The organism is Novosphingobium piscinae (assembly GCF_014230355.1).
Lineage (GTDB): Bacteria > Pseudomonadota > Alphaproteobacteria > Sphingomonadales > Sphingomonadaceae > Novosphingobium > Novosphingobium piscinae.
In genome coordinates, this window is record NZ_JACLAX010000034.1 from 1 (window position 1) to 20,518 (window position 20,518).

General features: G+C 71.2%; 24 protein-coding genes. 10 read left to right on the top strand and 14 right to left on the bottom strand.

Translation table 11 applies throughout. The annotated features are described in order from the left end of the window. The 3 genes from H7F53_RS17140 to H7F53_RS17150 form a co-directional block, all read right to left on the bottom strand. On the bottom strand, positions 1 to 571 hold a 571-nt coding region (locus H7F53_RS17140), incomplete at its 3' end, for a helix-turn-helix domain-containing protein (RefSeq protein WP_185680737.1). 214 nt (positions 572 to 785) lie between these two features. Further along, a complete protein-coding gene (ptsP, locus tag H7F53_RS17145) occupies positions 786 to 3,059 on the bottom strand; it encodes a phosphoenolpyruvate--protein phosphotransferase (protein WP_185680738.1) in 2,274 nt (757 codons plus the stop codon). Between the two features lie 230 nt (positions 3,060 to 3,289). Further along, the gene (locus H7F53_RS17150) at positions 3,290 to 3,445 is read right to left on the bottom strand and encodes a YdcH family protein (protein ID WP_185680739.1); all 156 of its coding nucleotides are present in this window, start codon (positions 3,443 to 3,445) and stop codon (positions 3,290 to 3,292) included. Positions 3,446 to 3,688: 243 nt separating this feature from the next. Here H7F53_RS17150 and H7F53_RS17155 point away from each other — a divergent pair, with 243 nt between their 5' ends. Continuing rightward, on the top strand, positions 3,689 to 3,886 hold the full coding sequence (locus H7F53_RS17155; protein WP_185680740.1) for a DUF465 domain-containing protein: 198 nt from the start codon (positions 3,689 to 3,691) through the stop codon (positions 3,884 to 3,886). Positions 3,887 to 4,036: 150 nt separating this feature from the next. After that, entirely contained in the window at positions 4,037 to 4,507 is a 471-nt protein-coding gene (locus tag H7F53_RS17160) for a DUF1465 family protein (protein ID WP_185680741.1), read from the top strand. Between the two features lie 13 nt (positions 4,508 to 4,520). Here the strand turns inward: H7F53_RS17160 and H7F53_RS17165 are convergent, their stop codons facing one another. After that, positions 4,521 to 5,177: a hypothetical protein gene (locus tag H7F53_RS17165; RefSeq protein WP_185680742.1), complete on the bottom strand. Its 657-nt coding sequence runs from the start codon at positions 5,175 to 5,177 to the stop codon at positions 4,521 to 4,523. A 162-nt stretch (positions 5,178 to 5,339) separates the two neighbouring features. Between H7F53_RS17165 and H7F53_RS17170 the strand changes: the two genes are divergently transcribed. From H7F53_RS17170 to nadA, 3 genes are all read left to right on the top strand, one after another. After that, complete coding sequence (locus H7F53_RS17170) at positions 5,340 to 6,212, top strand: MBL fold metallo-hydrolase (RefSeq protein ID WP_185680743.1); 873 nt, start codon at positions 5,340 to 5,342, stop codon at positions 6,210 to 6,212. After that, a complete protein-coding gene (locus tag H7F53_RS17175) occupies positions 6,194 to 6,880 on the top strand; it encodes a DUF4230 domain-containing protein (protein WP_185680744.1) in 687 nt (228 codons plus the stop codon). The genes H7F53_RS17170 and H7F53_RS17175 overlap by 19 nt, the downstream gene beginning before the upstream one ends. A gap of 241 nt (positions 6,881 to 7,121) precedes the next feature. Continuing rightward, the gene (nadA, locus tag H7F53_RS17180) at positions 7,122 to 8,111 is read left to right on the top strand and encodes a quinolinate synthase NadA (RefSeq protein ID WP_185680745.1); all 990 of its coding nucleotides are present in this window, start codon (positions 7,122 to 7,124) and stop codon (positions 8,109 to 8,111) included. A 4-nt stretch (positions 8,112 to 8,115) separates the two neighbouring features. Here nadA and H7F53_RS17185 read toward each other — a convergent pair whose 3' ends face one another. Genes H7F53_RS17185 through lipB form a run of 4 tightly spaced genes read right to left on the bottom strand, consistent with a single transcriptional unit; the run spans position 8,116 to position 10,821 of the window. Further along, on the bottom strand, positions 8,116 to 8,862 hold the full coding sequence (locus H7F53_RS17185) for a metallophosphoesterase family protein (RefSeq protein ID WP_185680760.1): 747 nt from the start codon (positions 8,860 to 8,862) through the stop codon (positions 8,116 to 8,118). Next, complete coding sequence (locus H7F53_RS17190) at positions 8,862 to 9,734, bottom strand: DMT family transporter (protein ID WP_246438973.1); 873 nt, start codon at positions 9,732 to 9,734, stop codon at positions 8,862 to 8,864. Before H7F53_RS17190 ends, H7F53_RS17185 begins: the two co-directional genes overlap by 1 nt. 47 nt (positions 9,735 to 9,781) lie before the next feature. Next, positions 9,782 to 10,084: a hypothetical protein gene (locus H7F53_RS17770; protein WP_185680747.1), complete on the bottom strand. Its 303-nt coding sequence runs from the start codon at positions 10,082 to 10,084 to the stop codon at positions 9,782 to 9,784. Beyond that, a complete protein-coding gene (gene lipB, locus H7F53_RS17200; RefSeq protein ID WP_185680748.1) occupies positions 10,081 to 10,821 on the bottom strand; it encodes a lipoyl(octanoyl) transferase LipB in 741 nt (246 codons plus the stop codon). The genes H7F53_RS17770 and lipB overlap by 4 nt, the downstream gene beginning before the upstream one ends. 41 nt (positions 10,822 to 10,862) lie before the next feature. Between lipB and H7F53_RS17205 the strand changes: the two genes are divergently transcribed. Then, positions 10,863 to 11,693: a DUF7847 domain-containing protein gene (locus H7F53_RS17205; RefSeq protein ID WP_185680749.1), complete on the top strand. Its 831-nt coding sequence runs from the start codon at positions 10,863 to 10,865 to the stop codon at positions 11,691 to 11,693. 48 nt (positions 11,694 to 11,741) lie between these two features. On the opposite strand, the gene H7F53_RS17210 is transcribed toward H7F53_RS17205, so the two are convergent. From H7F53_RS17210 to H7F53_RS17220, 3 genes are all read right to left on the bottom strand, one after another. After that, positions 11,742 to 12,380, bottom strand: coding sequence for a class I SAM-dependent methyltransferase (locus H7F53_RS17210; RefSeq protein WP_185680750.1), 639 nt, complete (start codon positions 12,378 to 12,380; stop codon positions 11,742 to 11,744). A gap of 143 nt (positions 12,381 to 12,523) precedes the next feature. Next, positions 12,524 to 12,868, bottom strand: coding sequence for an arsenate reductase family protein (locus tag H7F53_RS17215; protein ID WP_185680751.1), 345 nt, complete (start codon positions 12,866 to 12,868; stop codon positions 12,524 to 12,526). 62 nt (positions 12,869 to 12,930) lie between these two features. Next, entirely contained in the window at positions 12,931 to 13,482 is a 552-nt protein-coding gene (locus H7F53_RS17220) for a (2Fe-2S)-binding protein (protein WP_185680752.1), read from the bottom strand. A 155-nt stretch (positions 13,483 to 13,637) separates the two neighbouring features. Here H7F53_RS17220 and H7F53_RS17225 point away from each other — a divergent pair, with 155 nt between their 5' ends. The 3 genes from H7F53_RS17225 to H7F53_RS17235 are packed head-to-tail and all read left to right on the top strand — an operon-like array spanning position 13,638 to position 16,182. After that, positions 13,638 to 14,900 carry a glycosyltransferase family 2 protein gene (locus H7F53_RS17225; protein WP_185680753.1) on the top strand — a complete coding sequence of 421 codons (1,263 nt, stop codon included), beginning with the start codon at positions 13,638 to 13,640 and terminating at the stop codon, positions 14,898 to 14,900. Positions 14,901 to 14,918: 18 nt separating this feature from the next. Further along, entirely contained in the window at positions 14,919 to 15,770 is an 852-nt protein-coding gene (locus tag H7F53_RS17230) for a class I SAM-dependent methyltransferase (protein WP_185680754.1), read from the top strand. Positions 15,771 to 15,795: 25 nt separating this feature from the next. Further along, complete coding sequence (locus tag H7F53_RS17235) at positions 15,796 to 16,182, top strand: GtrA family protein (RefSeq protein ID WP_185680755.1); 387 nt, start codon at positions 15,796 to 15,798, stop codon at positions 16,180 to 16,182. A 16-nt stretch (positions 16,183 to 16,198) separates the two neighbouring features. Here the strand turns inward: H7F53_RS17235 and H7F53_RS17240 are convergent, their stop codons facing one another. The 3 genes from H7F53_RS17240 to fumC form a co-directional block, all read right to left on the bottom strand. Next, entirely contained in the window at positions 16,199 to 17,089 is an 891-nt protein-coding gene (locus tag H7F53_RS17240) for a class I SAM-dependent methyltransferase (protein WP_185680756.1), read from the bottom strand. After that, positions 17,086 to 18,261 carry a glycosyltransferase family 4 protein gene (locus H7F53_RS17245; protein ID WP_185680757.1) on the bottom strand — a complete coding sequence of 392 codons (1,176 nt, stop codon included), beginning with the start codon at positions 18,259 to 18,261 and terminating at the stop codon, positions 17,086 to 17,088. The genes H7F53_RS17240 and H7F53_RS17245 overlap by 4 nt, the downstream gene beginning before the upstream one ends. Positions 18,262 to 18,344: 83 nt before the next feature. Beyond that, positions 18,345 to 19,727 (bottom strand): class II fumarate hydratase, encoded by a 1,383-nt coding sequence (gene fumC, locus H7F53_RS17250; RefSeq protein WP_185680758.1) that lies wholly within the window; start codon positions 19,725 to 19,727, stop codon positions 18,345 to 18,347. Positions 19,728 to 19,935: 208 nt separating this feature from the next. Here fumC and H7F53_RS17255 point away from each other — a divergent pair, with 208 nt between their 5' ends. Continuing rightward, a complete protein-coding gene (locus tag H7F53_RS17255) occupies positions 19,936 to 20,466 on the top strand; it encodes an EF-hand domain-containing protein (RefSeq protein WP_221773801.1) in 531 nt (176 codons plus the stop codon). Positions 20,467 to 20,518 lie beyond the last annotated feature (52 nt).

Here is a 20,518-nt window from a genome sequence, read left to right on the forward strand (position 1 = left end):
GCAGCGCGGCCGGGGTGGGCGCAGGCGGCGCGGCGGTGGCCGCCTCGGTCGGCGGCGCGGTCTCGGGGGCGACCGGCTCGGGCGGCGCGCTCACCGCGGGGGCGGCGGCGGTGGTCAGCTCGGCGGCGGGCAGCAGCGACGGCAGCGAGATCGCCGGGGCATAGTAGGTGCGCCACAGGAACAGGCCGGCGACGATCACCGCCACGCCGGCCAGCGCCGCCAGCCACGCCAGCCGCGCGGTCGGCACCCGGGCCGGGTCGCCCGGCTCGAAGGTCGCGGCCGGCAGCGGATCGGCCCGGCTCTCAAGCCCGAGCTCGGCGCGGACCGCCTCGACGAAGTCCTGCTCGGGCAGGCCCAGCGCGCGGGCATAGCTGCGGGTGAAGCCGGTGGCATAGGTCCGCGCGGGCAGAGCAGCAAAATCGCCGTTCTCGATCAACACGAGCATGCGGGTGGGGATCTTGGTGAGCTCGGAGACCTGGGCGAGCGCCAGCCCGGCCGCCTCGCGCGCGCGCCTGAGCCGCGCTCCGACCGGTTCAAGCGAGCCGGCTGCCGCGTCGCCTGTCGGCGTCATCTCTGTCACTCCGTTTCCGCTCCCGTCGGATGTCTGTCATCGGGCGCCCCGCAGCCCGGAGACAAGGCACCCGCGGCCGGAATGTCAAGCTTGCCCTGACACTTGCGGGTCGGGCAATACGATGGACCGCGCAGGCCGGACGCCAAAGCGAGCCGCGCGGCCGCGCCGGTCTTGGTGTTGCGCCAGCCGGCGGCGCGCAGGCGCGCCGGGCCGATCAGTCGCATTCGATCCCCCGCGCCGCGGCCCATTCGACCAGGGCGGCGCGCATGTCGGCCGGAGGATGCAGCAGCCAGCCGTCCATCGCCGCGCTCAGCTCGGCCAGCGGCAGGCGCGAAATCAGCTCCTTGAGCGGGCCGACCGCGACCGGGGTGATCGACAGGCGGCGGATGCCCAGCCCGATCAGCGCCAGCGCCTCGAGCCGGCGTCCGCCCATCTCGCCGCAGACGGTCACGTCGACCGCATGCCCCTCGACCCCCTTCAGCACCCGCCGGATGAAGCGCAGGATCGCCGGGCTGACCCAGTCGTAGCGCTCGGCCAGCTTGGGGTTGGCGCGATCGGCGGCGAACAGGAACTGGGTCAGGTCGTTGGTGCCGATCGAGAGGAACGACAGCCGCGGCGCGAGCAGGTCGAGCACCTCGGCGAGCGCCGGCACCTCGAGCATGGCGCCATAGCGGATCGCCTCGGGCAGCATGCGCTTCTGGCCGCGCAGGAAGTCGAGCTGCTTCTCGAACACCGCCTTGGCGGCATCGAACTCCCACGGCTCGGACACCATCGGGAACATCACGTTGAGCGTGCGCCCGGCCGCTGCCTCGAGCAAGGCGCGCGCCTGGGCCTTGAGCAGCCCCTCGCGGTCGAGCGCGACGCGCAGCGCGCGCCAGCCCATCGCCGGGTTCTCCTCGTCGTTGCCATCGTCATGGCGCAGGTAGGGCAGAGCCTTGTCCCCGCCGATGTCGACCGTGCGGAACACCACCGGACGGTTGCCCGCCGCCTCGAGCACCTCGCGGTAGAGCCGGGTCTGCCGCTCACGTGCAGGCAGGGTGGCCGAGACGAGGAACTGGAACTCGGTGCGGTAGAGCCCGATCCCGTCCGCGCCGGTCAGGTTGAGCATCGGCACGTCGTCGCGCAGGCCGGCGTTCATCATCACCGTGATGCGCGTCCCGTCGAGCGTCCGCGGCTCGACGTCGCGCAGCGCGGCATAGGCCGCCTGACGTTCGCGGTTCTTGGCGAAACGCGCCTCGAAGGCCTCGACCAGCGCCGGAGCCGGACGCACCGTGGCGGTGCCGGTATCGGCATCGAGCAGCAGCTGGTCGCCCTCGCGGACCAGCCCGCGCAGCCCGCGCACCCGGCCCAGCACCGGAATGCCCATGGCCCGCGCGACAATCACGACATGCGCGGTGAGCGAGCCCTCCTCGAGGATCACCCCCTTCAGCCGGCGCTTGTCGTATTCCAGCAGCTCGGCCGGGCCGAGATTGCGCGCGATCAGGATCGCGTCCTGGCGCAGCCCCTTGCTCGCCGCCGTGCCGAGCTGGCCCGAGACAATCCGCAGCAGCCGGTTGGACAGGTCCTCAAGGTCATGCATGCGATCGGCCAGCAGCGGATCGTCGATCTGGCGCATGCGCATGCGGGTGCGCTGCTGGACCCGCTCGATCGCCGCCTCGGCGGTCAGGCCCGAATCGATCGCCTCGTTGATGCGCCGGCTCCAGCCTTCGTCGTAGGCGAACATCTTGTAGGTCTCGAGCACCTCCTCGTGCTCGCCGCCGACGCCGAATTCGGCCTGGGCGGCCATGCGCTCGATCTGGTCGCGCATCTTGTCGAAGGCCATGTAGACGCGCTGGCGCTCGGCCTCGGTGTCCTCGGCGACGGTGTGCTCGATCGTCACCCGCGGCTGGTGATAGACCGCGTGGCCGCTGGCCAGGCCCTTGACCAGGGTGAGCCCGCGCAGCCGCTCGGTCCCGGTCTGCGCCGCGGTCAGGCCGAAGGCCTCGTCCTCGTCGACCAGATCGGCATTGGCGATCAGCTCGGACAGGACCATCGCGACGGTCTGGAGCGCCTCGATCTCGACCTCGTCGTAGCGGCGCGGATCGACGTGCTGGACGCAGAGCACGCCGACGCAGCGCTCGCGCCGGACGATCGGCACGCCGGCGAAGGAGTGGAACTTGTCCTCGCCGGTTTCCGGGCGATAGGAAAAGTCGGGATGGGCCGTCGCCTCGGCGAGGTTGAGCGTCTCGACATGGCCGGCGATCGTGCCCACCAGACCCTCGCCGATCGCCATGCGGGTGACGTGGACCGCCTCCTGCGCCAGCCCGCGCGTGGCGAACAGCTCAAGCATGCCCTCGCGCAGCAGATAGACCGAGCAGACCTCGCTATCGAGGCTTTCCCCGATCACTTCGACCACGGTGTTGAGCTTGGCCTGCGCGTGGCTGCGCGAGGCCATCACCTCGTGGAGGCGGGTCAGGATGGTCCGGGCGGCAGTGGCGGCAGTGGGCATGCGTCTCAATTAGCCCATGCCCCGCCCTTTGGGAACGCCCACCCACCAGATTGCCCGCGGCGCACCGGCGATTTCTGCCCGGTCCGCCGCGAATACGTAGGCGCAGCCCCAGCGGATGCCGGCCAGGCGGACGCCGGCCACGGTAAGGCCGGGTCCGGGCGAGCCAGCGAGGACGGCGCACCGCCCTCGCGCAGCGCGATCCGGCGGGGGCGGCCGCGCCGCCGGCCGGGTCAGATGTGGGCGATTTCTTCCTTGATGCGGAGCTTGCGCTTCTTGAGCGCCTGGATCGTCGTCTGGTCAGGCAGGGGTCGGCTCATTTCCTCGGCGATCCGGCGTTCGATCCCGGCGTGCTTCATCTGCAGAGCGCTGACATGCGACGATTCCATGGGCATACCTCCTCAGTTTGCTCCATACTTCGCGGCACCCGACCACCGGTCCGGTCCATCGAAGGCCGACTCACCCAACGTGGGCCGTGCACCGCGATTGTCAGCAAATCATATTAAGCCTATCTTGCGAAGCGGATACGCGGGCGAAGCGACCAAACCGGAGCGTTTCGCGGCGAATGGAGTCTCCCCCGCCCGCGGCCAGCCGGTCGCGGGCGCGGCGTACAGGGATGGGCAGGTCGGCAGGTGAGCGAAGAGGAACTGCGCAAGCGGCTGGAAATGCTCAGGATCGAGCATCGCGACCTCGATGCGGCGATTGACGCGTTGAGCTCGGCCGCCGCGCTCGACCAGCTGCAGGTGGCGCGACTGAAAAAGCGCAAGCTCAAGCTGAAGGATCAGATCGCGATGCTCGAGGACTATCTCATCCCCGACATTATCGCCTGATCCGCCGCCACCACGCCGGTCCGATCCCGCCAAATCAGCGCTTTTGCCGGGCCGCCGCCGTACCACAGCGGGACAGTCCCGTTTTGGACGGTAAACCGGCCCATCCGCCGATTGAATCGGGTGATTCCGCGGGTCTATCCGGGTCCTGACATGACCGAACCGGTGAATCTCAACGCGCGCATCATCGAGGCGCTCTACACCGAAGGGCTGGTGCTCTCGGACGAGGTGCGCGCGGCCTTCGACCTGTCGCCGCGGGCCTGCAACGACGAGCGCGAGGACACCGACGCGGCGCGCCTGGCGCTGTCGTGCGAGGCGCTGCGCACGACCACCCGGATGATGCACTCGGTGGCCTGGCTGATCAATCACCGCGCGTTCTTCCGGAACGAGATCAGCGAATTCCAGCTGCGGCGCCATGGCCGCATCGCCCGCCACCTGCCCGATTCCGCGCCCGAGCGGCTGGCCCTCCTGTCCGCCGAGATCCAGGCGCTGATCCGCACCACTGAGCGGTTCTATGCCCGGCTGGTGCGGCTCGACGCCGGCTGGCGCGCGCGCACCGAGCCGGGCGGCCAGGCCCCGGCGATCCAGCGCCTGCGCGAACGGCTGCTGCACGCGGTGGGCTGAGCGGCGGCTCCGGTCAGTCGCCCTGCTGCCCGCCTGCGGTCATGCCGCAGGTCGGATCGGCCCGCACCGGCCCGGAAAAGGCCGTGCTGCCGACCGAGCGGATGAAGGCGGTGAATGGCGCCCATGGCTGGGCCTGGTTCAGCCGGGTCAGGGCTGCGAAAAAGGCTCCGCCGCAGGTATCGAACGCGATCAGCTGGCCAGGTACGAGGTCTTTCGCGGGACCCGGCGGCAGGTCCGCAAAAGGGGGCCTGGCGACAAAGGGGACGCGCTGGCCGGACAGGGTGTTGCTGACCCCCCGGTTCCGGAAACGCCGCTCGGTATCGGCCGCCAACACGGCGAGAGCGACCGTACCCAGCACCCCGGCCACCGTTGTCCTGCGCGCTTCGGGCAGCGCCACGCTCGGCCGCGCGGCATAGACCCCCACCACCGCGCCGATCGCCCGCAGCTCGGCCGCGCTCATCCCCAGGCTGTCGACCCAGGCCGGGATGGCGCCGGAGTCGGGCAGAAAGGCATCGGCCGGTTTTGCAGCCGATATCTCCAGCGGAGCCGGGGCGGGAAAGCGCGCGTTGTACTGTGCGACGGTCTCCTGCAATCGGCCGGCCGGCGGAGCCTCGCGCGGCCCCGGCTCGGCCGCGGCCGCCAGCAGGGCCATCACGATCTGGTGCTTCATGGCTACCCGCCTTTTTCGACAGACAGTGCGACCCCGGTCGGGACGATACCATCCGGCAATCGGCCCTGCACTCGGGACAAACGCATAGCGCAGGCCCGGCGAGGCGACACCCTCACCCGTTCGTGCCTCGACAGGAGGCAGCGGACTATCCATATCGGCGCGATGCAGTTCCCCCCCCGCCCCTGGCCCGTCGGCCGCGTCGAGCAGCTCGAACCGCTGGTCCGCCGCGTGCTAGCGCCCAACCCCGGTCCCTTCACCTATACCGGTACCGAAACCTATCTGGTCGGCGCGGCGGGGGCGCTGGCGGTGATCGATCCCGGCCCGGATGACGCCGAGCACCTGGCCGCCCTGCTCGCGGCGATCGGCTCCGCCCCGGTCGCGGCGATCTGCTGCACCCATACCCACCGCGACCATTCACCCGCGGCGGCGCCGCTGGCCGCCGCCACCGGCGCGCCGGTGATCGGCTGCGCGCCGCTGGTGCTCGAGACCAGCGGGCCGCGCGTCGATGCGCCGTTCGACCGCAGCTATGCCCCCGACCGGGTGCTGGCCGATGGCGAGAGCCTGAGCGGTCCCGACTGGACGCTGACCGCCGTGGCCACGCCCGGTCACACCTCCAACCACGTCTGCTTCGCGCTCGAACAGAGCGGCGCGCTGTTCACCGGCGATCATGTGATGGGCTGGTCGACCAGCGTGGTGGTGCCGCCCGATGGCGACATGGCCGCCTACCTCGCCAGCCTCGAAAAGCTCCAGGCCCGCGCCGACCGGGTCTATTACCCGGCGCATGGGCCGCAGGTCGACAAGCCCCAGCAGCTCACGCGCGGGATGATCGGCCACCGCCGCCAGCGCGAGCGGCAGATCCTGCGCCTGCTGGAGGCCGCGCCGGCGGCCATCGCCGCGCTGGTCCCCGAGATGTACCGCGGGGTCGACCGGGCGCTGTGGCCGGCCGCCGGGCAGTCGGTGCTGGCACACCTGATCGATCTGGAGCAGCGCGCCATGGTGCGGCGCGAGGGGGAGCTGTGGACGATCAACGCCTGACCCCCGCTGACCCCACCCGCCCCGCCCCCACCCTCCCCGCCCGCCCCGCGCGGGGTCTGCGCCGCGTGGTCCTGCCCTGGCTGCTGTGCGCGGCGGCGGTGGGTTGGGGTGGGTGGACCTCGTGGCAGCTGTGGAAGCCTGACCCCCCGGGCGATCCGCTGGCGACGATGCTGACCGCCTTCGCCAAGCAGAACCGGCTCACCGTGTTCTCGGCCGAGCTGGCCCCGGTCGTGGCAAGCGATGATGCCCGCCTGTTCGGCATGCTGCGCTCGCGGCAGGTCGCGGTGATCCCGGCGCGGGTCGACTACACGGTCGATCTGGCCGCGATCGGCCCGGACCGGCTGCGCTGGGATGCGGCGGCGCAGCGGCTCGAGGTGATCCTGCCACCGCTGCAGCTGTCGCGGCCCAATCTGGACGAAGGCCGCGCGCAGTACCTGCGCGAGGGCGCATGGATCACCCGCACCGCGCAGGAGGCCCTGACCCGCGAGAACACCCGCCTCGCCGAGACCCAGGCCGCGCGGGGTGCCGCCAACCCGGCGCTGATGACCCTGGCCCGGACCGCCGCGCGCGAGGCGCTGCGCCAGAACCTGACCGTCCCGCTGCAGGTCGCCGGCTATCGCGCCGCGACGATCACGGTGCGGTTCGACGGCGAGCCGGCGCCGCGCTGAGGCGCTTGCGGGGGCCTTCGCCGCCCCTGACAAACCGTTTCGTCCCCCGCGCGAACGGGGGTAGGCTGGCGCCGATCGGGACGAAGGGGAGATCGTCATGGCCACACGGGCTTCGCCGCGATCGCGGTGGTGCCTGGGACAAAGCGGCCGACGGCCTCACTTTCCGCTTGGGGAACGGGCCCGGCGTTTCTATCTGGCCGGTTCTATCTGGACGCCACGTTTCCCGAGGAAGGCCGAGCCGATGACCGCACAGCACCCCACCCTCGCCGGGCTCGACCTGCGCGCCGAGATCGACCGGCTGCGCAAGGAGCGCAACGCGGTGATCCTGGCGCACTACTACCAGCGCCCCGAGATCCAGGACCTGGCCGACTATATCGGCGACAGCCTCGAACTCAGCCGCAAGGCGGCCGCTTCCGACGCCGACGTGATCGCCTTCTGCGGGGTCAAGTTCATGGCCGAGACGGCCAAGATCCTCGCCCCGGAGAAGACCGTCATCCTGCCCGACGTCAACGCCGGGTGCAGCCTCGAGGACGCCTGCCCGCCGGAGAAGTTCCGCGCCTTCCGCGCAGCCCATCCCGATCACATCGCGCTGACCTACATCAACTGCTCGACCGAGGTGAAGGCGCTGTCCGACATCATCGTCACATCGTCATCGGCCGAGACGATCCTCGCGCAGATCCCGCGCGAGCAGAAGATCATCTTCGGACCGGACCGGCACCTCGGCGGCTATCTCAACCGCAAGTTCGACCGCGACATGCTGCTCTGGCCGGGCGTGTGCATCGTCCACGAGGCCTTCTCGGAGACCGAGCTGCTCAAGCTCAAGGCGCTGCATCCGACCGCGCCGATCGCGGCCCATCCGGAGTGCCCGCCGCACATCATCGACCATGCCGACTTCGTCGGATCGACCAGCGGCATCCTGAACTATGCCAAGCAGCTGACCGGCGACACGCTGATCGTCGCGACCGAGCCCCACATCATCCACCAGATGGAGCTGGCCCTGCCCGGCAAGACCTTCATCGGCGCGCCGGGGGCGGACGGCAACTGCAACTGCAACATCTGCCCCTACATGGCGCTCAACACGCTCGAGAAGCTGTACCTCGCGCTGCGCGACCTGACCCCGCAGGTGCACATCGAGGAGGGCCTGCGGCTGCAGGCCAAGCAGAGCCTCGACCGCATGCTGGCGATGGCCAGCGGCACGGTCGGTCAGGGCGACCTGGGCGGGCGGGGCTGACCGCTCAGGTCAGCGGCCCGGCCCGCCCGGTGCGCAGCGCCACGGCCCAGTCCGGGCGGCCGCGCGCCGCGGCCAGCCGGGCGGCGGTCTCCCAGTCGTAGGCGACGCGGCGCAGCTGCGCCGACCAGCCATCGGCGCCGCGGCTCACCACGGCATAGCGGGCATGCGGCGAGCCGGTCTCGACCACGTGTGGCCAGGGATGGTCGTCGGCATAGGCGGGCAGGCCGACGCTGCCGGGATTGACGATCAGCCGCCCGTCGGGAAGCCGCACCACGCGCGGCACATGGGTATGGCCGCACAGGATCAGTCCCGCGCCAAGGGGGCCGGCCCGCTGGACAACCTCGTCCGGCGTGGCGGGGCGTAGCCCCTCGGGGGTCACCGTTTCGAGGAAATAGGCCAGGTCGCTGTCCGGCGTCCCGTGGACCAGCCGGATGTCGGGGTGAAGCGCCAGGGTGGCCGGCAGGGCGGCCAGCCAGGCCCGGTGCGCCGCCCCCAGTTCGGCCACCGCATAGGCATCGCTCGCGCCCAGCGCCGCCGGCGGCTGGGTCAGGAGCTGGCGCTCGTGGTTGCCGCGGATGGTCGGCAGGGCCAGCGCGATCAGCCGGTCGGCGGTCGCGGCCGGCTGGAGCGGGCCGGACAGGATGTCGCCAAGATTGACGATCATCGCGATCCCCTCGGCGGCAATGTCGGCCAGGACCGCCTCGAGCGCGGCCAGGTTGCCGTGGATGTCGGAGAGCACCGCCAGCCGTATCATGCCGGCGCGTTGCTCCGCTCACCGGCGCGGGCGATCGCCAGCGCGGCGGCGACCAGGACCATGCCGAGCCCGTCCCACGCGGTCAGCCGCTCGCCAAAGGCCAGCCAGCCGGCGATGGCGGCCACGGCCGGCTGGGTCATTAGCACCAGTCCGATCACCAGCGGTCGGAAATGCTTCAGCGACAGCACCAGCAGACCCTGGCCGATCACCTGACTGCCGAGCGCGAGCGCGATCAGCGGCCACCAGGTGTGCGGCCAGACCGGCTCGCCCAGGGCGAGCGCAAGGCCGAGCAGGACCGGAGCACCCGCGAGGCTGCTCCAGGCCACCAAGGCCCAGGTTCCGAACGCGGCACGGGCGCGCTGCACCACGATGATGTAGAAGGCATAGCATAGCCCGGCGAAGAGGCAGAACAGGTCGCCCAGCAGCGTAGCCTGGCCGATCTCGAGGCTGCGCCCGAACAGGATCACCGCGCCGGCCATGGCGGCCGCCAGCGCCGACCACTCGAAGCCGTTGGGCCGCCGGCCCAGCGCCATCAGCCCCCAGACCATCACGATCAGACTGCCCGAGTTGCCGAACAATGCAGCATTGCCCAGCCGGGTCATCGCGATCCCGATATGCCAGGCGCCCAGATCCGCAGCGAACATCACCCCGGCAGCGATCATCACCAGCATCGTCTGCCAGGGCATTCCGGTCAGCCGCTGGCGGCTGGCGAGGGCGAAGCCGAACAGCAGGGGGAGCGGCAGCATCAGGCGCCAGAACCCGGCGGCGACCGGCCCCGAATCGGCCAGCCGCACCGCCCACGGCCCGAGCGCGAGGACGAAATTCGCCAGCAGCAAGGCTGCGAGGTGCCAGCCGCTCGCCCTGGTCAAGGGCGTCGTCACCTCCGGTCCGTCGGCAGATGCCGAAGCGGCGGCGGTCACTCCACCGGTCCGGCCGCGGCGGCCGCGGCGGGGACCGGAGCGGCGGCGGCGCCCTCCTCGCCGGCCTCGGCTGCCTCGGTGGCATCGGCGCCAGGCTCGGCGGCGCGGCCGCTGCGCACTGCGCGCGGATCGAGCGGCGGCTGCGAGGTGACCGTGTCGAGCGGCAACATGGCATCGCTGGCCGATCCCGGCAGCACTGGTACCGCTGCGTCGCTCTGCCCAGGCGCGGTTTTGTCGCAGCCGGCCAGGGCCGCGATCGCCGCCACGGCGATGGTGGAACGCCACAGCAGCCGGATCATCGCGGGCTCTCGCAAGCGGACGGCGCGGCCGCAGTGGACGCGTTGGAGGCGGGGGCATCAAGCGCTGGACAGGGCCGGTCCAGCGCGGCGAGGAAGGCCGGGGCATGGCGCAGCAGCGCGCGGTCCCAGGCGTCGGGCGAAACGGCATGGCCCAACCGGGCAAGGCTGGTCACCCCGAAGGCATCGATGCCGCAGGGCACGATGCCGCCGAAGTGCGACAGATCGGGCGCCAGGTTGACCGAGAAGCCGTGCATCGTCACCCAGCGGCGGATGCGCACCCCGATCGCGCCGATCTTGGCCTCGCGCCCGTCGATGTCGCGGGTCCAGATCCCGACCCGGCCGGGACTGCGCCACGAATCGACCCCGAAATCGGCGAGCGTATCGATCACCCAGCCCTCGAGGGCATGGACGAAGCCGCGCACATCGCGCGCGCGGGTCTTGAGATCGAGCAGGACATAGCCGATCCGCTGCCCCGGCCCATGATAGGTATAGCGCCCGCCGCGCCCGGCGCTGACCACCTCGAAGCGCGGGTCGAGCAGCTCGTCGGGCGCGGCGCTGGTCCCCGCGGTGTAGACCGGGGGGTGCTCGAGCAGCCAGACCAGCTCGGCCGCCGCGCCCTCGGCGATCGCGGCATTGCGCGCAGCCATGGTCTCGAGCGCGGTGCGGTAGGGCACCAGCGCGCTGTCGCGGCGCCATTCGATGGTCGCCGGCAGCAGGACGGACAGATCATCATGCATCGTGCGTTGCGTGGCGGTTATCGCTGCGGTTATCAAGGGGCATGGTCCATCCCCGTCCCCGCTTCGACAGCAATCGCGCCTGGCAGCAGGCCACCGCCGCCCTCTCGGCCAACCGCGAGGTGCTGCTGGCCCTGGCCGGCGTGTTCTTCCTCCTGCCCAACCTCGCTTTCTCCTTGCTGTTTCCGGCACCGACACCGCCAGCCGGAACCGACCAGCAGGCGATGATGGCCTTCGCCATGGAGTACTATGCGAAGGTCCTGCCGTTCATGCTGCCGGTCCTCGCCATGCAGGCGGGCGGCACGCTGGGCATGCTCACCCTGCTGACCGACCGCTCGCGCCCGACGGTGGGCGAGGCCATCGCCACCGGCTTCCGCACGGTCCTGCCCTATCTGGCCGCGCAGATCCTGCTGGGTTTCGTGCTGGGCATTGCGGCCCTGCCGATCCTGGTGGTCTTCTCGCTGGCCGGGACCAAGGTCGTCGCGACGCTGGGGGTGGCGGTGACCGGAATCGTGTGGATCTATGGCTGGGTCCGCACCGCGCTGGCCGCGCCCGTGATGGCGGTGGAGGGCATCCGCAACCCGGTTGCCGCCCTCACCCGGTCCTGGCACCTGACCCGCGGCCAGACCCCGCGCATCTTTGCGTTCCTGCTGCTGATCGGGCTGGCCTTCACCGTGGTGACGCTGGTCATCACCGCGCTGGCCGGCATGGCGCTGGGGCTGCTGCTGCCGGCCCAGTACGCGGCGATCGGCACGATCGTGATCTCGTCCACGCTCAGCGCCCTGTTCGTGCTGCTGCTGGTCGCGGCACTGGCGGCGACGCACACCCAGCTGGCCGGGGCGGAGGCGGTGGACGAGGGGCCGACCGCGCCCTGAGCGCCGGCACCAGCGGCGTCACGGTCGCTTGCGGCGGGGAGCCGGCGCTTAGCCCGCGTCCTCGTCCTTCCAGCCCCAGTAGAGGAAGCACGGCGGCACGTTGATCCACTCCAGGCCGCTGTCGATGCGGCGGAAATGACGCGCCATGAAGGCCCGGGCCCGGGGGGTGAACTGGTAGACCAGGAAGGCCCCGCCACGGCGCAGCACGCGGTGCGTAGCGGCGGCGATCGCCGGGCCGACCCCGTCGGGCAGGGTGGAGAACGGCAGGCCCGACAGCACGTAGTCGGCCCGCTCGTGGCCGTGGGCCAGGACGATGTCCTCGACATCGGCGGCCGAACCGTTGACCGCGATGAAGCGGCTGTCGGTGATGGTGCGGCGCAGATAGTCGATGAAATCGGGGTTGGTATCGATCACGATCAGCTGGCCATCGCGGCGCAGCCGGTCGAGGATCGGACGACAGAACGTGCCGACCCCCGGGCCATACTCGACAAACAGCCGGCAGTTATCCCAATCGACCGGGGCGAGCACGCGGTTGATGGTGAAGCGCGAGGACGGAATGACCGAGCCGACCATCACCGGGTGGCGCAGGAAGCCCTCGAGGAACACCCCCTGCGGCCCGAGCATCTGCTTGATCCGGCGCTTGAGCTTCTGCGCCAGGGCCTCTCGGGCGAACTCGGTTGAGGGCATCGGGTCTATCTGTTCCGCCAGTCTATCGAGTGTCAGGCGATTGCAAATTTGCTCTGCCATTGCAAGCGGCGGGGCACAGCTATCCGGCGCGGGTTCGGCGCAGGCGGCGCCGGCCGATCCCGCGGAGCCGTCGGGCGGGGCGCTCACAGGATGTCGCGGACCTTGTCCTGGGGCCGACAGAGGCGCACCCCGCGATCGGTCTCGACCAGCGGGCGCTCGATCAGGACCGGCTCGGCCGCCATCGCCGCGAGCACCGTCGGAGCCGCGGCCTCGGGCAGCCCGCGCGCGGCGGCGTCGGTGCCGCGCAGGCGCAGGCCCTGTTGCGGGGTGAGCCCGGCATCGTGGTAGAGCTGGGCCAGCTTGTCGGCCGAGGGCGGCGTCTTGAGATAGTCCACCACGGTCACCACCAGCCCGGGCGTCTCCTGCAGGATCGCCAGCGTCTTGCGCGAGGTGCCGCAGGCCGGATTGTGCCAGATCGTCGCCTTCATTCCGTCGCCCCTCCCGCTGGCCCATCCCGGCTTGACCGCGCGGGGCTTAGCCGCGGCCCGGTTCAGTCGGCAAGCGGTGCGCCGTCAGGTGCGGCAGACGGGTCGGCAGCTGCGCCCGGCGGCGCGGCCGGACCGGCCGGGGTGGTGATGGTCTCGACCGGGCCGGTCACCCGGCGGACCGCCGCGAGCAGGCGCGGATAGACGCCGCAGCGGCAGATGTTGCCCAGCGCCGAACGCACCTCGGCATCGCCCGGGCGCGGGTTGCGGGCCAGCAGGCCGGCGATCGCGACAACCAGACCGGGCGTGCAGAAGCCGCACTGGATGGCCTGTTCGTCGATCAGGGCCTGGATCACCGGATGGCGCGCGGCCCCGGCGCCGCGCCGGGCGAGGCCCTCGATCGTGGTGATCGAACGGCCCTCGGCCTCGGCCAGCGAGAGCATGCAGGCGGGCAGGGCCTCGCCATCGACCAGCACCAGGCAAGCCCCGCAATCGCCGGTGCCGCAACCGTACTTGGTCCCGGTCAGGTTGGCCACGTCGCGCAGGGCCCACAGCAGCGGCATCTGCGGATCGAGCGCGAAATCGGTCGGCTGGTCGTTGAGCACAAGGCTGGCCATGTCCGTTGCCTAGCCGCGGCCGGCGCGCTCGGCCAGCCCCGGCGCGCCGCACCGCCCCGGTTTACACCGGCGCGGCTTGCCGCCATGGCAGCGGCGAAGCCCCACGCCCGCAAGGCTTCATTAACCATTCTCGGTAAGATATGGGCGGGCGGACCATGGGACACAGCCTAGAGATGCAGCGCGCCGACCAGCCCGCGGGGAACACCTGCCCGCCCGACCTTGCCGTGTCGATCGTGATGCCGTGCCTGAACGAGGCGCAGTCCCTGCCCCACTGCATCGCCAACGCGCGCGAGGCGCTCGCCCGGATCGAGCGCAGCTACGGCCTGGCCGGCGAGATCGTGATCGCCGACAATGGCTCGACCGACGGCAGCCAGGCGCTCGCCACCCGTCTGGGCGCGCGGGTCGTGCCGGTGACCCGCAAGGGCTATGGCGCGGCGCTGATCGGCGGGTTCGATGCCGCCGCCGGGCGCTTCCTGGTGATGGGCGATGCCGATGGCAGCTATGACTTCACCGACAGCGTGGCGATGATCGGCCGGCTGCTCGACGGTGCCGACCTGTGCATGGGCTCACGCTTCCAGGGCGGGATCAAGCCCGGGGCGATGCCCTGGAAGAACCGCTACATCGGCAACCCGGCACTGACCGGCATTCTCAACCTGTTTTTCCGCACCGGGGTCGACGATGCCCATTGCGGGCTGCGCGCGATCCGCCGCGAGGCCTATGCCGGGCTTGGCCTGGAAAGCACCGGGATGGAATTCGCCAGCGAGATGGTGATCAAGGCCAGCCTCAAGCGTCTGCGCATCGACGAGGTCCCGGCCACGCTTTCGCCCGATCTGCGCGATCGCGCACCCCACCTGCGCCCCTGGCGCGATGGCTGGCGCCACCTGCGCTATCTGTTCATGCTCAGCCCGACCTGGGCCTTCGGGGTGCCGGCACTGCTGCTGATCACCGCCGGTACGCTGATCCTCCTGCTGGCCGGGCTCTACACGCTCGGCCTGATCCGGGGTGAAAATCCCTTCGGCGTGAACTGGACGATCCTGGCCACGTTCATGGTCACCAGCGGCCACTTCGCCGCGCTGATGGCGCTGGCCACGCATTTCTATGGCGCGCGGCTGGGCTATCGCCCGCTGCGGCCGGTGCTGCGGCGGCTCGAAACCGTGCTGACGCTGGAAACCGCGCTGCTGTCGGGCGGGGCGCTGTTGCTCTGCTCGGCCGTGTCGCTGGCCGCCGTGGGGCTGTGGTGGACGGCCATCGATTTCGTCGCGCTGCCCAGCTCGCTGCCGCTGCTGCTGGCCATCGGCATGGGCGTGATCGGGCTGCAGACGGTGCTGGGCGGTTTGCTGCTGGCGGTGATCGCCGGACACAAGGCGCAGTTCGTGCTCGGCGTCGAAGCGCCGCGCTTGGCTTTTGGCGTCGACTGAAACTAGAGAGTGTCCCCCATGAAGATCGACCGCAAGCTGATGACCGATTTCGTCGCGCGCTATCCGGCGCAGCCGGCGACCGCCTTCCTGCGCGGCATCGAGATCGACGTGCTGGCCCGGGCTGCCATTCCCGATGGCCTGGGGCTCGATCTGGGGTGCGGCGACGGCATTCTGACCGATATCCTGTTCAACCGGATCGGCCGCCGCCCCGATCTGGTCGGCATCGATCCCGATCCGCTCGAAACCGACGCGGCCAAGTCCTACGACTTCTATCGGCGCATCCACACCTGTGGCGGCGATGCCATTCCCGAACCGGACGCCACGTTCGACTATGCCATCTCCAACTCGGTGCTGGAGCATATTCCCGATCTGGAGCCGGTGATCGCCGAGCTGGCGCGCGTGCTCAAGCCCGGCGGAACCTTCTTCTTCACCGTCCCCGGCCCGGGCTTCCGGGAAAACCTGCGGGGCAGCGTGATCCCCGGGGTTCCGCGGACCCGGTATCTGGCCGAGATCGACCGCCGCTTGGCCCATTTCCACTACCTGTCGGAAGCGGAATGGCGGGCCCTGTGCGAGCGCAACGGACTGCAGGTGACCGGGGTGACCGGCTATCTGGGCCAACGCGCCACGCGGCGCTGGGAAACCCTGTCGCGCATGACCGGAGGCCTCCTCCACAGTCTGACCGGCGGAACGCTGCGCCCGATCGAGATCCAGCGCAGTCTCAAGCTGCGCGCCTTGCAGAACACCACGATGATCCCGCGGCCGGTGGCCAGCACCCTGGCGGGAGTCATCGGCGCGGGGCTGGGCTGGAGCGACGATGCGGCCAGTCCGGGCTGCCTGCTGGTGACCGGCCGGCGACTGTCCGCCACCTGAGGTGTCGACCAGGTCCAAACTGCTGATGGCGCGGCTCAGATCCCTGGGCCCGCGCTATCTGGTTGCGAGCGCGCTATGCTTCGTGACCAACAACGTGCTGCTTTTGCTGCTGGCCCGCGCCGGAATGCACTATGCCCCGGCGGTGGGGATCGCCATCTGCTTCATGATCCCCTTCAGCTACGTGGTGCACAGCGGCTTCACCTACCGGGTGGGAACCGGCGCGGGGTCCTTCGCGCGCTATGCCGCCGGCCAGGTGGTCAATGCGCCGGTGGCCATCCTCATCTATGCCCTGCTGTGCGACGGCCTGGGCCTGGCAGCGACCGTTGCGACCCCGGTGGTGACCGTGGTCATGGTCATGTGGAACTTCCTCTGCAGCTACTGGGCGCTGGCGCGTCGCCAGGGCGCCGGTTGAAGGGCCACCGGACGGATCAGCCGCCAACCCGGGCAATGATCCGCAGCGCCGAGGGGCGGCCGGTCAACCGTTCACCTGCGACCTGCAGCGGATGGAGGCCGATCCCGGCCAGCAGCCACGTCAGCCCCTTGTTGCCGCCCACGAGGTTGGACAGCGACCGGCCCATCGTGGGCACGGTGGCGGGATGGAGCGCAAGCACCGTATGGCCGCCCTGCTCGACCAGCGCGCGCAACGAGCGCCGGCTGAAGTGCGAACGGTGATAGGGCAGATACCAGGCATCCCAGGCCTTGCCGAAGACCTTGAGCCAGGCGCATTCGCTGTTGGGCACTTCGATCACGAGGATGCCCCCCGGCCGGGCCATCGCGGCGATCCGGCCGAGCAGCCCGGCGGCATCGTCATCATGCTCCAGCACGTGCATCGCCAGCACGCAGTCGAAGCTGCCCGCCAGCGGCGCAAGCGCGCCGGCCGGGACATAGGACCGTCCGGTCAGGTCCGCCGGCGGAGAGGTTTCGAAATCACTGCCAGTGACCATGCCGGGGCCAAGCTCGTCATCGAGGCAGCGGGTAAACTGGCCGCTGCCGCAGCCGAAATCGAGCACCCGGGCCGGCCGGGCGGGCAGCTGCGCGAGCAGGGCGCGCGCCTGGCGGCGAAAAGCGACGTTCTTGATGGCGTGGCCAAGCCGCGAACCATCCTGGCGGAAATCCTGCGTCGCGCGGCCGGCATAGAGGAAGGCGACATCGGCCAGCGGCGGCAGGCTGACCCCGTGACCGCAGCGCCGGCACTGCACGACCGACACCGGGCCAACCTTCCCGCTCAGATCGGGGAAACCACCCAGATCGCGGAAATCGCACAGGTCGCCCGGTGCAACGGGACAGGGCCTGGCGGGTGCGGAGACGGCAGCAGTCATGACGATCCTTGTTCGGTGGGCGCACCGGCAGCGGGGCCGGCCGCCAGCGCAGCGCCGATCCGTGCAAACGACTGGCCGAACGAAAGCCGCTGCGCGTGGCGCGCATACCAGTCGAGGACGCGCGCCCGCAAGGCCGGTCCGCCCGCCAGCGCCGCGCCGATGGCTTCGGCCAGGGCCGGGGGGGTGGGCTCCGCCGCCACGAAGCCATTCTCGCCCGGCTCGACCAGCTCGACCGCGGCGTTGTCAGGCCCGGCGACCAGCACCACCGGCACCCCTCGCGCCGAGGCTTCGACCACGATCATGCCGTAGCCCTCGCGCTCGGAGGGCTGGACCACCACCGCTGCTTCGGCCTGGAGCCGCTCGAGCGCCTCGGTCGGGACGAAGCCCGGCAGTTCGATCCGTCCTGCCAGGCCGAGCCGCGCCACCTCGGCGCGCACCGGCTCCAGATCGGGCCCACGGCCGACCAGCACGGCCCGCAGGCAAGGATCGGTCTGCATCAGCCGGGCCAGCGCGGCCACCAGCAGCGGCACCCGCTTTTCAGGGATCATCCGCCCCGCATAGAGGACCAGCGGGGGGTCTGCGGCCGGCACCGGCTGCAGCGCAGGGCCGGCATACTCGCCTTCGAGCAGGGTCACCGGACCGGTCCCCAGGGCCTCGGCCCGTGCGGCGTGGAGCCGGCTGAAGGAGAAGGCCACCTGCGGCACCCGCGCGCACAGCGCCTGGACCGCCCAGCCGACCGCGCCGCCCAGCGGGCCGAGGTAGGCGCGCCAGTAGTCGCGCGTCCACACCTCGTGCCAGTCGACCGCGAGGCGATAGCCGCCCAGCGGACGGGCCAGTCCGGCGGCCAGCAGCGAGAAGAACGGGAACGAGGCGCCATGCACCAGATCGTAGCGGCGACCGTGGCGCAGCAGGTGCCACAGCACGCCCAGCCCGAACAGCAGCGGCGGTGCGATCCGGCGCTTGCCATCGGCATAGAGCGCCAGCCGCGGGCCCACGGCGATCACGCGCACCCCCGGCAGAGCGGGCGGCTCGCCGGTGTCCCACTGGCACAGGGTCAGGTAGGTCACACGGTGCCCCTGGGCAGCATGGGTTTCGGCGAGCTGGCGGTACCAGCGCTCGGCCCCGCCGATCGTCCACGGGAACAGACAGTCATAGACGATGCAGATGTGCAAAAGCCCCGGTCCCTTCCCTGGCCCCTCGGTCTCCGCCTTAGCCGCCCCCGCGCGCCGTGCAAATGCGGCGCGGCCGGCGGCGGTCAGACCATCGCTGCCGGGCGGACCAGCCGGTCGAAGATGGCTGCATCGACCAGTCCGAGCGCCAGCCCCGCCTCGCGCAGACTCAGACCATGGGCATGGGCATGCTTGGCGATCCGGGCGGCATTGTCGTAGCCGATCTCCGGCGCCAGCGCGGTGACCAGCATCAGCGACCGTTCGACCAGCGCGGCGATCCGCGCGCGGTCCGGTTCGAGCCCGGCCACGCAGCGGGTCGCGAAACTGTCCATGCCCACCGCCAGCAGCGAGATCGAGCGCAGCACCGCGGCGCCGATCAGCGGCTTGAACACGTTGAGCTCGAAATGGCCCTGCAGACCGCCCAGCGTGACCGCCTGGTGCTGGCCGATCACCTGGGCGGCGACCATGGTCAGCATCTCGCACTGGGTCGGGTTGACCTTGCCCGGCATGATCGAGCTGCCCGGCTCGTTGGCCGGCAGGATCAGCTCGCCCAGCCCTGAGCGCGGCCCGGAGCCGAGCAGACGGATATCGTTGGCGATCTTGCTGAGCGCCACGGCGAGTGTCGCGAGCGTGGCCGAGAGCTGGACCAGCGCATCGTTGCTGGACAGCGCCTCGAACAGGTTGGGCGCCGGGACGAAGGGTTGGCCGGTCAGGGCGGCCAGTTCGGCGGCCATGTCCGCGGCGAAACCCGGCGGGGCGTTGAGCCCGGTGCCGACCGCGGTGCCGCCCTGGGCGAGGCGCAGCACGAAGCGCTCGGCATCGCGGAGCCGCGCGCCGGCATCCTCGAGCTGCTGGACATAGGCCGAGACCTCCTGCCCGAGGGTCAGCGGGGTCGCGTCCTGCAGGTGGGTCCGGCCGATCTTGACGATGTCGCCCCAGGCGTCGCGGCACCGCGCCAGCGCGTCGCGCAGCCGCTCCAGCGCCGGGTGCAGATCGCGCTGCAGGGCGAGGGTGGCCGCGACGTGGAGCGCGGTCGGGAAGCTGTCGTTCGAGCTCTGCCCGCGGTTGACGTGATCGTTGGGATGGACCGGATGCTTGCCGCCGCGCCCGGCACCAAGCTGCTCGTTGGCGCGCCCGGCGATCACCTCGTTGACGTTCATGTTGGTCTGGGTGCCGCTGCCGGTCTGCCAGATCGCCAGCGGGAACTCGCCGTCGAACTGGCCCTCGGCCACCTCGCGCGCGGCGGCCTCGATCGCCGCGGCCAGCGCCGGATCGAGCCCGTGGCGCCGGTTCACGCGGGCTGCCGCCAGCTTGACCAGGGCGAGCGCGTGGATCACCGCCGCCGGCATGCGCTCCCCCGGACCGAACGGGAAGTTTTCCAGGCTGCGCTGGGTCTGTGCCCCCCAATAGGCCTCGGCTGGCACGGCGATTGTGCCGAGGCTGTCGCGTTCGATCCGCCGCTCGTTCATCGTCCTGCTCCTGCGCTGCGCCGGGCCCGGCCCGGGGTGTCCCGTCACGACAGCACCGATGTGGGACCGCGCACGACAATTGGCGACAAAAATCCGCCGGCCCGGCATAGTTGCGCGACAAGACCGCCCTAGAGCGGTTGCAGGAGGCCGCCCTGCCCCTTCTGCCCCCCCGACGGGCACGGGCGGCTTCCAACTTCAGGAGATGGATATGCGACGCTCGATTCTTGCGCTGGCAGCCGGTGCCGCCGTGCTGGCCGGTGCGGCCCTCGCCCAGACCGCCCCGCGCCAGCCTGCCCCACCCCCACCCGCCGGCGATCCGCTTGGTGCCGGCACGGTCACCCGCGCCGAAGCGCAATCCCGCGCCGCCGCCCTGTTCGAGCGGTTCGACGCGAACCGCGACGGCAAGCTCGACCCGGCAGACCGCGCGGCCCGCATGACCGCCCTGTTCGACCGGGTCGATGCCAACCGCGACGGCGCGATCTCCCGCGAGGAATTCGCCGCGATGCGTGACCGCGCCGGGCGTCCCGGCCGGGCCGCGCCCACCGCCGCCCTGTCGCGGGACGCCTTCCTGGCCGAGGCGCTGAAGCGGTTCGATGCGGCCGACAGCAACCATGACGGCAAGCTCACCCGCGAGGAGCGCCGCGCCGGCTTCGCCGGCCGCCGCGGCATGATGCGTGGCGGACCGCGCGGGACCGGCGCGATGCCCCCAGCCCCGCCACCCGCCGGAGCCGGCGCGTGAGCGGCGCGCTCCATCGCGCCGCCGCGGGCCGCCGGCTGGCGCGGCTGGCCTT

Coding starts and splice junctions, on each gene's coding strand:
- ptsP (WP_185680738.1), bottom strand. CDS start 3,059: ATGCCCACTGCCGCCACTGCCGCCCGGACCATCCTGACCCGCCTCCAC.
- H7F53_RS17150 (WP_185680739.1), bottom strand. CDS start 3,445: ATGGAATCGTCGCATGTCAGCGCTCTGCAGATGAAGCACGCCGGGATC.
- H7F53_RS17160 (WP_185680741.1), top strand. CDS start 4,037: ATGACCGAACCGGTGAATCTCAACGCGCGCATCATCGAGGCGCTCTAC.
- H7F53_RS17165 (WP_185680742.1), bottom strand. CDS start 5,177: ATGAAGCACCAGATCGTGATGGCCCTGCTGGCGGCCGCGGCCGAGCCG.
- H7F53_RS17170 (WP_185680743.1), top strand. CDS start 5,340: ATGCAGTTCCCCCCCCGCCCCTGGCCCGTCGGCCGCGTCGAGCAGCTC.
- nadA (WP_185680745.1), top strand. CDS start 7,122: ATGACCGCACAGCACCCCACCCTCGCCGGGCTCGACCTGCGCGCCGAG.
- H7F53_RS17770 (WP_185680747.1), bottom strand. CDS start 10,084: ATGATCCGGCTGCTGTGGCGTTCCACCATCGCCGTGGCGGCGATCGCG.
- lipB (WP_185680748.1), bottom strand. CDS start 10,821: ATGCATGATGATCTGTCCGTCCTGCTGCCGGCGACCATCGAATGGCGC.
- H7F53_RS17205 (WP_185680749.1), top strand. CDS start 10,863: ATGGTCCATCCCCGTCCCCGCTTCGACAGCAATCGCGCCTGGCAGCAG.
- H7F53_RS17210 (WP_185680750.1), bottom strand. CDS start 12,380: ATGCCCTCAACCGAGTTCGCCCGAGAGGCCCTGGCGCAGAAGCTCAAG.
- H7F53_RS17215 (WP_185680751.1), bottom strand. CDS start 12,868: ATGAAGGCGACGATCTGGCACAATCCGGCCTGCGGCACCTCGCGCAAG.
- H7F53_RS17220 (WP_185680752.1), bottom strand. CDS start 13,482: ATGGCCAGCCTTGTGCTCAACGACCAGCCGACCGATTTCGCGCTCGAT.
- H7F53_RS17225 (WP_185680753.1), top strand. CDS start 13,638: ATGGGACACAGCCTAGAGATGCAGCGCGCCGACCAGCCCGCGGGGAAC.
- H7F53_RS17230 (WP_185680754.1), top strand. CDS start 14,919: ATGAAGATCGACCGCAAGCTGATGACCGATTTCGTCGCGCGCTATCCG.
- H7F53_RS17235 (WP_185680755.1), top strand. CDS start 15,796: ATGGCGCGGCTCAGATCCCTGGGCCCGCGCTATCTGGTTGCGAGCGCG.
- H7F53_RS17240 (WP_185680756.1), bottom strand. CDS start 17,089: ATGACTGCTGCCGTCTCCGCACCCGCCAGGCCCTGTCCCGTTGCACCG.
- fumC (WP_185680758.1), bottom strand. CDS start 19,727: ATGAACGAGCGGCGGATCGAACGCGACAGCCTCGGCACAATCGCCGTG.
- H7F53_RS17255 (WP_221773801.1), top strand. CDS start 19,936: ATGCGACGCTCGATTCTTGCGCTGGCAGCCGGTGCCGCCGTGCTGGCC.